Annotated in this window: 10 protein-coding genes; 4 read left to right on the top strand and 6 right to left on the bottom strand. The window is 47.7% G+C overall.

All coding sequences use genetic code 11. The features are described from left to right. Positions 1-43: 43 nt before the first annotated feature. From torC to K6Y21_RS06255, 5 genes are all read right to left on the bottom strand, one after another. Positions 44-1,225 (bottom strand): pentaheme c-type cytochrome TorC, encoded by a 1,182-nt coding sequence (torC, locus tag K6Y21_RS06275; RefSeq protein ID WP_233070926.1) that lies wholly within the window; start codon positions 1,223-1,225, stop codon positions 44-46. A gap of 46 nt (positions 1,226-1,271) precedes the next feature. Then, a complete protein-coding gene (gene torE / locus K6Y21_RS06270; RefSeq protein WP_233070925.1) occupies positions 1,272-1,430 on the bottom strand; it encodes a trimethylamine N-oxide reductase system protein TorE in 159 nt (52 codons plus the stop codon). A 147-nt stretch (positions 1,431-1,577) separates the two neighbouring features. Next, positions 1,578-3,245 (bottom strand): L,D-transpeptidase family protein, encoded by a 1,668-nt coding sequence (locus K6Y21_RS06265; protein ID WP_233070924.1) that lies wholly within the window; start codon positions 3,243-3,245, stop codon positions 1,578-1,580. A gap of 63 nt (positions 3,246-3,308) precedes the next feature. After that, positions 3,309-3,581 (bottom strand): hypothetical protein, encoded by a 273-nt coding sequence (locus K6Y21_RS06260; RefSeq protein ID WP_233070923.1) that lies wholly within the window; start codon positions 3,579-3,581, stop codon positions 3,309-3,311. A 66-nt stretch (positions 3,582-3,647) separates the two neighbouring features. Next, complete coding sequence (locus K6Y21_RS06255; RefSeq protein ID WP_233070922.1) at positions 3,648-4,493, bottom strand: outer membrane protein; 846 nt, start codon at positions 4,491-4,493, stop codon at positions 3,648-3,650. A 196-nt stretch (positions 4,494-4,689) separates the two neighbouring features. On the opposite strand from K6Y21_RS06255, the gene yjeH reads away from it, so the two are divergent. From yjeH to K6Y21_RS06235, 4 genes are all read left to right on the top strand, one after another. Beyond that, positions 4,690-5,943, top strand: coding sequence for an L-methionine/branched-chain amino acid transporter (gene yjeH, locus K6Y21_RS06250; protein WP_233070921.1), 1,254 nt, complete (start codon positions 4,690-4,692; stop codon positions 5,941-5,943). Positions 5,944-6,025: 82 nt separating this feature from the next. Continuing rightward, a complete protein-coding gene (gene hemB, locus K6Y21_RS06245; RefSeq protein WP_432757978.1) occupies positions 6,026-7,057 on the top strand; it encodes a porphobilinogen synthase in 1,032 nt (343 codons plus the stop codon). A 12-nt stretch (positions 7,058-7,069) separates the two neighbouring features. Then, positions 7,070-7,948 carry a LysR family transcriptional regulator gene (locus K6Y21_RS06240; RefSeq protein ID WP_233070920.1) on the top strand — a complete coding sequence of 293 codons (879 nt, stop codon included), beginning with the start codon at positions 7,070-7,072 and terminating at the stop codon, positions 7,946-7,948. A gap of 347 nt (positions 7,949-8,295) precedes the next feature. Next, a complete protein-coding gene (locus K6Y21_RS06235; RefSeq protein WP_233070919.1) occupies positions 8,296-9,189 on the top strand; it encodes a cation diffusion facilitator family transporter in 894 nt (297 codons plus the stop codon). Positions 9,190-9,240: 51 nt separating this feature from the next. On the opposite strand, the gene gppA is transcribed toward K6Y21_RS06235, so the two are convergent. After that, on the bottom strand, positions 9,241-10,740 hold the full coding sequence (gene gppA / locus K6Y21_RS06230) for a guanosine-5'-triphosphate,3'-diphosphate diphosphatase (RefSeq protein WP_349629473.1): 1,500 nt from the start codon (positions 10,738-10,740) through the stop codon (positions 9,241-9,243). Positions 10,741-10,742 lie beyond the last annotated feature (2 nt).

Raw genomic sequence — 10,742 nt, 5'->3', positions numbered from 1 at the left:
TATCCGTCGTTGCTCGTTCGCTGCTCAATATTGGGTAAGCGATTTAATGCGCACCATCAGCAAAGTCCGATGAGTGTTTTTGTAAGTATTTCAGTACCAAAGCCTGCGTGTCGCCGTCTAAATTGACGAACGACAACATGCCATTGAACATGCCGGGCCAAGTGTTTGTATCAAAGTGCGCTTCCGCTGGTTGGGTGTGACAAACGCTACAACTGGTGTCGTAAGTGGTTTTAGCAAACTGCCAGAGCCGATCGCGTGAATCGGTCAGTGAACCATTACGCAGCCATAAGGTGACCGCGACCTTTTGCCAAGGCAGGCCGGTTAGGTCATCCTCTTTGGACTCCCCTTGTTGCATATATTGATCACTTTGCGCCACTTCTTTGGTTAGGTAACCGTCGTTAATGTTCATCGCGAAGTCTTCAAATAACACGCGACCAAACCCCTTGGTTTTACGCCAAGCATCGATTTCAATTTGGATGGCATCCCCTTTTACGTCGAGAATGGTGACCTTAGTTGCAGCGTTAAGTTGGCCGGCTTCTGTGGTCAAGGTGCTGTCGGTAAACATCGGCAGTTGGCGCACACTGTAGTAGGCTTGGCCCACTTGGTAGCCAGAGGTAGCCATGGCTTCGAGTTTGGCGAGCATGCCGTCTCCTGAATTCATGTTTTCGGGCAGGTGGTGGGCGATGCCCTTATGGCAATCGATACAGCTTTGGTCGCGCTCAGCGGCCATTTTCATTTGCACGCGTGCGCGTTCGGACATCATGTTGAAGTCCATGCTGTCGTAATTGTGGCAATTTTTACATTCAAGGGAGTTATTGGCGGTCAATCTGTCCCATTCGTGTTGGGCAAGCTCGCCACGTTTAGCGAGGAACTTTTCGCGGGTGTCTATGGTGCCAAAAATCGCCCCCCAGACCTCTTTAGATGCCTGCATTTTGCGTGCTATTTTATCGGTCCAGTTATGAGGAACGTGGCAGTCAGGACAGGTGGCCCGCACGCCAGAGCGGTTTTGCCAGTGAATGGTTTCTTGCAGCTCGACATAGACATTATCGTGCATTTCGTGACAGCCAATACAAAACTCTTCGGTGTTGGTGGCTTCGAGTGCGGTGTTGAACCCGCCCCAGAAGATGATCCCAGCAATAAACCCGCCCATGGTGAGAAAGCCAAAGCTAAGATGAACACTGGGTTTACTAACGATTTGCCAAAAGCGGCGTACGGTGTTTTTCATGGCAAAAGTCCATTGATTAATGTGTGTTCAAGGTCTCGCGAACGGTTTAGCCGTGACCCGGCGGGCCCATTAACATCTGCAAAAACCAAATAGCGAAGCCATATCCGCCAACTAAAATAATGCTGAGTAAGGGAAACAGGACGACGGCAATAAATAGAAAGGCTTTCCACTCCTGCGCGCGACTGGTGGGGGTATTCTCTTGCATGCTGGTGTCTCAATTTTCGGCAAGTTGTTTAAGCGTAGCCCTGAGGTTGCATTTTGTCCAAGTACCCACTTAATCGGCATGGGTAATTAGTGGGAGTGATGGGCTTATTTGCTTTAGCTAGGGGTATTGGGTTTGAAGGGCCATCAGTTAGAAGTAGTGCAGCAGCTTGGCATCTTTGCTATAAGCGTCTAAGTGAAACTGAACGCGAGTGAGGTCGTGGCTATTGGCGTTATCTGAGGCTTTTGCTGTGACCGTCCAGTAGAATAAAAAAACATCTATTGGACGTGCTATCTGAATTCGCGTGCGTTTTTGACTGTTCACTACCTGATGGATCCGCGCTGGTGTCCATTGAGGCAAAGGGGCGAGTAGATGCTCAGCAAGTACCAACGGTTTTTCGACACGAACACAGCCATGGCTGAAGTTACGTTGGGTACGGTTGAATAAATGTTTATCTGGTGTGTCATGCAAAAAAATACTGTATGAATTAGGAAAAATAAACTTCACTTGGCCGAGGGCATTTTGTGGCCCGGGCTGTTGCTGTAAAAAGAAGGGAAAATTACGACCAGAGTAGTTGGCCCAATCATTTTCACTGAGCGCGATGCGTTGCCCTTGTTGATCTAAAACAAGGAAGTTTTGCTGTGACAGGTAGTTGGGATCTTGCTCTATCTTGGGCCACATTTCACGCACTATGCTACGCGGTACCGACCAGGTTGGGTTGAATTCTAAGTAGGCTAACGTTGCGCTAAAAGCAGGGGTGGCATGGCGTTTTTTGCCGACAATGACGTGAGTTTGCCAAATGGTTCTATGTTCGCGGAACAGATCCAATTGATAGCTGGCCAAGTTGACCAGAATATATTCGTGGTTTTGTAAATGGGATGATAGCCAGCGCATTCGCTCTAGGTTCATTTTAATGCGCTTGACGCGCGTCTCGTAGCTAAGGTTTAGCGCGGCGAGTGTCGCAGGGCCAATAATCCCATCGGGGTCAAGACCATGTTGGCGTTGAAAGGCTTTGATGGGTTCAATCAGTGGCTCGTTGAAAAAGAAGGTTTCGACGTTAGCGGATACGTTGACCAGTTGCGCTGGGTTGGCCGGCAAATGATGTAATTCAATGAGCCTTTGCTTAATCAGTGGAATAGCTGGGCTGGGCATGTTGGGCTTGAGTGATCTTACGTTTAATGCAATGGGCTCAAAGGCGTTTTGATCCGCTAAAGCTTGATAGTGCGCAAGGGCTTCCTTGAGAGGTGGATAAAAAGGATGTTTGGGTTCTTGCTGAGCAAAAAAATCAACCAAGGACTGTTGCGATAGATGGCGAACGAGTTGATCACTGAATGCGGTCATATCTGGCTGCAAGGTTGGCGGCCAACGGGGTTCAAATTGTTGTGGCTTGAGTTTGCCTAGGCGCAGATGTAACGCTAACTTGATCACCGCGGCCGACATTAACAGGTCGAGGTTTATTTGGTTTGCTACCCCAAGGTGTGCAAAGGCACTAGGGCTGCTGAGCTGTTGCTGTAATGTCGCGAGGTAATAATCCGCTGAATTTAAGCCAGCTTGCTCGGCGTTTTTAAGCGCTGTGATGAGCTGAGTGGGGTCCTGCCATTGCGTCCAAATAGGTTGATAATCATGCTGTCGGTATAAGGCAACTAGCCAAGGCACATAGTCAATTTTATTACCCATTAAATAGGGGGCGTCACTTAGGCTCTGTAATTGTTGTTCGAGTTGACGGCGGGGCTGTTCGGATGGCGTTAACGCTGCGTAGGCGAGGCAAGCGCTTAGCCAGAGTATCAGTAGAGAACAAGCTAAGAGAGTGCGCTTCATATATCCCCGACCTATCTTATGTTGAACTTAAGCTAACTCATTCGGCCCAATTAGCATGTGAACTTAGAGTAAACTGGCTATTTTTCGATACAAGGCGATTGCTTGTTGTTCTGTTAATGATCCTTGAGCTTGGCTTTGCCCGGTGGAAGCACTGACCTTAACCGAATCGGTTTGGCTTTGGCGTTGATTTTGCTCGGCCAGTTGTTCGGCCTGTTGCGATAACTTAATAAATTCTTGTTGCGGGGGCACGAGCGGGGTTGCAGCCTTTTTAATGGCAGCAGGTGGTTGGCTCTGTGCAGGAGAGCTGTTTAGGTTTTGAGTTGATCCAATCTGCATGGTAGATCCCTCCCTTTCGTTAGTATAGATCGAAAAGGAGGATCAAGACATATTCAAACCTGAGTTCTAGAAGCGATAGTGCAACTGGAACATCGGGCCGTGATAGTTAAATTTCAGTTTAAGATCGGAGATATTACCTTTGAACTTGGCATCAACATCATAGTAGGCGTATTTAGCGCTAGCGCTAAAATCTTCATTAAACAGGTACTCAACACCGCCGTTAAGGTCTATCAAGCTTCCATCAAGGTCGTCTAAAGAAAGGTAGAAATATTGCGCCTGGCCTGTAAGGGCCCAATTGGGGGTGATCAGGTAACGGCCTTTAAGCCCCACATCAGGGAGCGGCGCGGTGGTGTCTTTAAAGGCTTCAGTATTGGGTAAAATGGGCACTGCTCCGGTGCAAGTATTATTAACGCAAGCTCCCATTTCGCCATTAAGACCAATCTCAATCCACATAATATGCATGCCTAAGGTGGCAGCAAGGTCCCATTTTTCATCTTGATAAAACGAGTAACCATAGCCGAGGGTAGCAATGTCGATATTCAATGTGGTTTTGATCCGCGCTCCCGCTTGAATAATGTAAGTGGTATCGCCGCCTAAGTCGGTTTCAAACGGTTTGGTAATACGCTCTTGGGTTGCGTTTCGGTGCAGGCGCTTCCAGTCAAAATAGATACTGTGCTTGTTATTGAATTGGTAGTTGAGGTTGGCATAGGGTAACCATTTGTCTTCACTCAGCTTAAGATCCTTTTCAAAGTTTAAGCCAAAATCCCTGTCTCCAAGTGGTGATGTTACGTCCATCGTTGTGTTGGAGGTAGTATAAAAGCCGCCTAAGGAGATATTCCATTCGCCAGCCATGGCCTGTGGGGTGTGGGACAAGCAAAGCGCACCTGCCAAAATAAGTGATTTAGTTTTCATCGGCTTCCCTAATGATGATGTTGAACTGGCACGCAATGCAGCCTTGACTTTGATTGCGGTCATGCCACTCAATCTTAGCGGCTTTGTATTTGTTTTCAATTGAAAATTGAACCGACACAGTGAATGCAATAGGCACAAATTGACTTAATACTAATAAGTTTGCATATTGTTTTCTATTTGATGAAATTTCTGCGTTATGAAACGATCACAGCAGGGCATTACTGTGTACCAAGGGGCGGGCATGTTGCTGGCGACCTTATTGGGCTCCGGGGTGTTGTTGGTGCCGGCCTTGGTTGCCTCTTATGCGGGTGTTTACTCGCTACTGGCTTGGTCGCTAATGGCGCTGGCGGTTTTGCCGATAGTCTTTACTTTTGCTGCATTAGGTCGGGCCTATGCCAATCAAGGGGGCACAGCGCACTTTGTGCAATTAGCCTTTGGTCGACGGGCCGCGGCTAGTCTTGCTTGGTTGTATGTTTCTATTGCCCCTATTGGGCCGCCTGTGGTGATCATAACGGGGGCTGCTTATTTTGCTCAATTGTTTAATCTATCCATGTCGTTAGCATTGTGGCTTGAGCTATTGATGTTAGGGGTTATTTTTGTCCTCAATATAGTCAAGCTCACCACCTCGGTCAGGCTGCAAACTTGGCTTAGTTACAGTGTCACTAGCATCATCATTGTCGTGTGTGTGGTGGCATTGAGTCGAAGTGAGGCATCACTGCCGTCGGGGGAATTGCAATGGAGCGATGTCGGGCAGTCAATGGCGGCGATTTTTTGGTGCTTTGTAGGCATCGAAGCGATTTGCCATGTTGCCAATGAATTTAACCGCCCTAAACAGGACTTTCCGCGCGCGGTTGTGCTGGGGGTCGCCATGGCGGCGGCCATCTATGTGCTATTAAGCATTGCCGTGTTGCAATACGGCGCTTATGGTGATGATGCCACGAACTTACTTTCGGTGATCCAGATTGCGCAAGCAGCACTAGGTCCGTTAGGGGGCAAACTGATTGCGCTGGTCGGCTTTGTGGCTTGTTTTTGCGCGGTGAATTTATATGTTTTAAGTTTTGCGCGAATGCTGGCTAGCATGGCAGAAAAAGGGCAGGTAATGACGAGCTTAGGCAAGCAGAATCGAAATCAAAGCCCGGTGTTTGCGGTGTTGATTGTTACCCTTGCCATCGCGTTGATATTGGTACTCAAGCACCAGTTTGCTTGGTCATTTGCTCATTTACTCGCTTATGCCAATGCGGTGTTTGTGTTGATTTATCTTGCAGCAGGTTTATCCGCGATTAAATTATTACCGGGCAGGCAGCGTTATTTAGCTTGGTTCACGGCGCTGTTTTGCAGCTTAATTGCCATGTTTATGGCTGAGGATGTGCTTTACGGGGTGGGGGTGTTTGTCGTCGCTTTTGCTATTGACAGCATGAAGCAAAACAAAGCGATGACGGAGCAAACCTGATACCGTCGGGAGTGCAGATTATTGGCCTTAAGTGTGATAACTTGCAGATCACTTTACCCTATTCATTTTAAGGAGCAACAGCGTGTCGATTAATATTGTGGGTGATTTTCCTCGCCGTCGTCCTCGCCGTTTACGCAAGCATGATTTTTCTCGTCGTTTGGTGGCGGAGCATACGCTGACCGTAAATGATTTGATTTACCCTATGTTTGTTGTTGAGGGCAATAACCGTTGTGAACCAGTGGAGTCGATGCCGGGAGTAAACCGCGTGTCGATCGACTTGTTGTTAGAAGAAGCTGGGCAGCTGGTGGCATTGGGCGTCCCTGCGATTGCATTATTCCCTGTGACGCCTGCTGCATTGAAAAGCGAGATGGCAGAAGAGGCGTATCACGAAAAAGGCCTAGCGCAAAAAGCGGTGCGTGCATTAAAAGCGGTTTACCCAGAACTTGGCGTGATCACCGATGTGGCCCTTGATCCTTTTACGGTACATGGTCAAGACGGCATCATAGATGAAAATGGCTATGTGCTTAATGATGTGACCACCGAGATTTTAGTTAAGCAGGCGTTATCCCATGCCGCGGCGGGGGCTGATGTGGTGGCCCCTTCAGACATGATGGATGGGCGTATCGGTGCAATCCGTGATGCCTTAGAACAAGCCGGTTTTGTGAACACCCAAATCATGGCCTACAGTGCCAAGTATGCGTCTCACTATTACGGCCCGTTTCGCGATGCCGTCGGCAGTGCGGGCAATTTAAAAGGGGCAAATAAGTCTACCTACCAAATGGATCCTGCCAACAGTAATGAAGCCTTGCAAGAAGTGGCAATGGATATTCAAGAAGGGGCGGATATGGTGATGGTGAAACCGGGTATGCCCTATTTGGATGTGGTGCAACGCGTGAAATCGGAGTTAGGCGTGCCCACTTTTGCGTATCAAGTCAGTGGCGAATATGCCATGCACAAGGCGGCCATTGCTAACGGCTGGTTAAAAGAGCGTGAATGTGTGTTGGAGTCGCTATTATGCTTTAAACGTGCGGGAGCAGATGGCATTTTGACTTACTTTGCTAAAGATGTCGCGACTTGGCTCAATGAAGCCAAGGTTGATGAGGCAGCGGAGTAATAAGCGCCCAACATGAATCTGGATCAGGTTGATATCTTTTGTCGGGTGGCTGAATCCGGCTCGATTGCCGAGGCGGCGCGATTGCTTAACAGCAACCGTACCCGCCTTAGCATGGCGATCAAAAGTTTAGAGAAAGATCTGGGAGTAGATTTATTTGTTCGAACCGGCAATCGCTTGGCGTTAAGTGAAGCCGGTAAAACCATCTTACGCGATTGTGAAAACTTGGTTTCTACCGCTGATCGGATCCGTAATATGTGTCAGGCGAGGGAAGAAACCTTTGCCGCAGAAATTTGGATTGCCCGTGACGATTCATTACCCGGTGATTTCTGGCGTGATACTTCTCTCGAGTTGAGTAAAAAGTACCCGGCCACTTCTTTTAGCTTAGTGCAGGCATCCAGTGGCGACTTGGCGTCGATGATAGAGCTCAAGCAAGTCGATTATGCCTTTGGCATTGATTATGTGCTGGACGACATGCCCAGCCTAAAGTATCAGCGTCTGGGTAAAATTCGTATGATGTCGGTATGTCGCTCTGAGCATAAGCTAGCCAAAATGCGTCGCGTAGAAGATTTCGACTTACGCCGTGAACTGCAGGTGTGTTTGGCGTACCTGAATCTAAAAGAAAACCCTGAATTAGCGCCAATGGCCAGCCGCTTTATCGGCTTTAACAGTTTTGAGCACATGCTGGATGCTATCTTGCGTGAATCGGCTTGGGGGGTATTGCCTGAGCCCCTGATCAAAGCCTTTTTGCGCGAAGAAAAACTGGCGGTGATCCGCCACTCCTATGGTTTAGTGCAGGAAGAATTCTGTTTGCTCACTCCGGATTATTCACAAAACCACCCCGCAATGGAGTGGTTAGCTGAACGCGTCACCGAATACCTCTTTTCTTATTAAATCCGTGCCTTGTGGGGCTCAATGATTGGTAGCAGCCCCAGTAATGGGGCGATTTGGTTTATTGTTTCTCACCATTTATCGCTGCATGACTGCAACTCCAACCGCCGTTGCTAATACGGTGGCAAAATCGTTTGTTATTTAGCCTAAAATGGTTTGGCGTCGATCGGGGTTCAAAAAAGCTATCGCTGAGCGTCAAAAATGTTGTCGCAATAATCTCATTGTAACCTGTTGTTTATAAAGGAATAACAATCTTTGGCTGTTTTTTGAACGCTTATTATCTCTTTCTTGTTTTGATCATTGTTCGTTTTGAGCAGACACTCTTAACATCTTATGGTGTTGGGGGATTTATGAGTAACAGCGCAAATAAAGAGCGAAGTTTGCTGATTTTATCGGCATGGTTGGCGGCTTTTTTTGCAATCATGTCTATTGTATTCGGCTTAATGCTGGGGTCTTTGGTTATCGCGTTTGATGGTTTCTATTCTCTGGTGAGTGTTGCTTTGACATTATTGTCGGTTTTGGCAGTCAGAATAGTTGACGCTCCTCGCGATCAAGCATTTCCATTCGGCCGAGCGATCATTGAACCCTTAGTGTTGATCGTCAAAGGCAGTGTTATTTTCCTCCTTTGTGCCTATGCATTTTATGGTGCTATTGTGTCTCTGTTTGAAGGAGGCCGTATCATAGATGTGAATATTTCCTTGCTGATTGGTGTTATTAATACGGTGGGTTGTTTTGTTATTTTCACCTATTTAACACGCGCTTCAAAAGGGGTTGATTCGAGTCTGCTTCATGCCGAAAACGCACAGTGGAAAATGGATGGCTATTTAAGCTTAGCGGTATTGATTGGCTTTGTGATTTCGGCATTGTTGCAATCTTCGCCATTGGCGCCTTGGGCGCGTTATGCCGACCCAGTGATGATGTTATTGGTAAGCTGTTACTTCCTGCGGATGCCTATTGAGATGGTGTCGCAAGCGGTGCGCGAAATTTTACACATGAAAGCCGATGAAAGCTTAGAAAAGCAGGTCGATAAATGTGTGCATAGCCTAGATGGTAAAAGCCCAGTGCAATTTCGTTTGGCGGGGCTGACTAAGGTGGGTCGAGAGTTGCATATCCAGCTTGAATTAGATGATCTAAAAACTCAGCCCGGCTTACAATTACAACATATTCAAAAAGCGCAGTTAGCCGTTGAAAAGGAATTAGATCGATTACCGTTTCGAGCGCAGCTTAATCTCGCGTTAACCTGATTTGACAGGGGGTCAAACCGGTGAGGTGTATTTTCTCGCCGGTTTTTTTGTTTATATCTTATCAACTTCAATGACGTTGAGTTTCAAGTCGGATTTTGCCAAGTACTCCACCTCTTGCATTAATTCCGCCGCACGTAAGGCATGTCCTTCTAGCCAGCCATGGGGTAAAGATAAGCACATCACATCGCGTTGCCACTCTAAGGTAAGCTCAGGGATTGAACCTTTACTGCGACGCATGCAAAGAATAATGGCCAAGCGTAATAAGCGGCACAGTTGGATGGCTTGCGCCACTTCTAGCGCGTTCTGCTGGTTAAACATCTCAAGCTGTAATTTGCCTCTTTGGTTAAACAGCAAGGCGGCAAGCAGTTGTTTTTGCGCCGGGGTATAACCGGGCAGATCGATATTGTCGATAATGTAAGCCGCATGTTGCGGGGCTTTTTTATATTCAATGCATAAACCAATTTCGTATAAGGTTGCTGCACTGGTGAGCATGGTCAGGCTAATGTCGTCTTGCTGTGATTGGCTCACTAAGGTTTGGTATAACAGACTGGCGGTACTACGAACATGGCTGGCCTGTTTTTGATCGAGCTGATAACGGCTGATCAGGCTTCTTAGGGTGCGCTCTTGTACACCTGGGTATTTAGATTCGCCCAGCATGGAATAGATTAAGCCTTCTCTGAGGGCGCCTCCCGCTAAGGTCATGGTGTCTATTTCAAAAAATTCAAAGATCGCGATTAATATCGCCAAACCGCTAGGGAAGACTGCCAAGCGTTCACTGGACAGACCTTGTAATGCCAGTTGGTTGATGTGGCCGCAATCGATGCTCTGCTGTTTTAATTCTTGCAGTTTTTCGAGTGTGACTTGCTCACTTAAACCTTGGGCCTTAAGTATGCTTTGCAGTGATTGCACCGTGCCTGAAGCGCCTAAACATGTTTGCCACCCTAAGCTAAGGTATTCTTGGCCGATGGGCTGTAGCTTGGCTTTGGCGGCGTTAATGGCAGCCTCAAAGTTGTTGTGAGTGAGGGCTTGATCCTTGAAATGGTGTTTCAGCCAAGTGACGCACCCCATGTCTAGACTGTTAAGTAACAAGGCTTGGGATGATTTGCCTACCACGAGTTCAGTGCTGGCTCCACCTATGTCGATGACCAAGCGGTTACCTTCGCCACAACTGGTTTGCGCCACCCCATAATAAATGGTTTCGGCTTCTTCTAATCCAGATATGATGTTGATCTTATTTTGTAGGATCTGTTCGGCACGTTCGATAAACATATCCACATTTTTCGCTAACCTGAGGGTAGCGGTCCCCACAATGCGGACGTTTTCTGGCGGTACATCTTGTAGCTGCTCAGCGAACAGGCTAAGGCATTGCCAACCGCGCACCATGGCTTCGTGACTTAACACTAGGTCATCGTCTAACCCGTCTGCCAAACGAACCTTACGTTTAACTTTGGCCAGAGTGCGAATGGCATCCTCAACTTCACGCACCACGAGCATGTGAAAGCTGTTAGAGCCAAGATCAATCGCGGCATAGAGGGGAGATTTACTGCTCACTT

The organism is Motilimonas eburnea (assembly GCF_021295345.1).
In the GTDB taxonomy this organism is placed as follows: Bacteria; Pseudomonadota; Gammaproteobacteria; order Enterobacterales; family CBDFNC01; genus Motilimonas; species Motilimonas eburnea.
The sequence above is the reverse complement of the archived record's forward strand: the minus strand, read 5'-3'. Positions and strand labels throughout refer to the sequence as shown.

What these genes read in the sequence shown, in the direction of transcription:
- torC (WP_233070926.1), bottom strand. Translation starts at nt 1,225, where the DNA reads ATGAAAAACACCGTACGCCGCTTTTGGCAAATCGTTAGTAAACCCAGT.
- torE (WP_233070925.1), bottom strand. Translation starts at nt 1,430, where the DNA reads ATGCAAGAGAATACCCCCACCAGTCGCGCGCAGGAGTGGAAAGCCTTT.
- K6Y21_RS06265 (WP_233070924.1), bottom strand. Translation starts at nt 3,245, where the DNA reads ATGAAGCGCACTCTCTTAGCTTGTTCTCTACTGATACTCTGGCTAAGC.
- K6Y21_RS06260 (WP_233070923.1), bottom strand. Translation starts at nt 3,581, where the DNA reads ATGCAGATTGGATCAACTCAAAACCTAAACAGCTCTCCTGCACAGAGC.
- K6Y21_RS06255 (WP_233070922.1), bottom strand. Translation starts at nt 4,493, where the DNA reads ATGAAAACTAAATCACTTATTTTGGCAGGTGCGCTTTGCTTGTCCCAC.
- yjeH (WP_233070921.1), top strand. Translation starts at nt 4,690, where the DNA reads ATGAAACGATCACAGCAGGGCATTACTGTGTACCAAGGGGCGGGCATG.
- K6Y21_RS06240 (WP_233070920.1), top strand. Translation starts at nt 7,070, where the DNA reads ATGAATCTGGATCAGGTTGATATCTTTTGTCGGGTGGCTGAATCCGGC.
- K6Y21_RS06235 (WP_233070919.1), top strand. Translation starts at nt 8,296, where the DNA reads ATGAGTAACAGCGCAAATAAAGAGCGAAGTTTGCTGATTTTATCGGCA.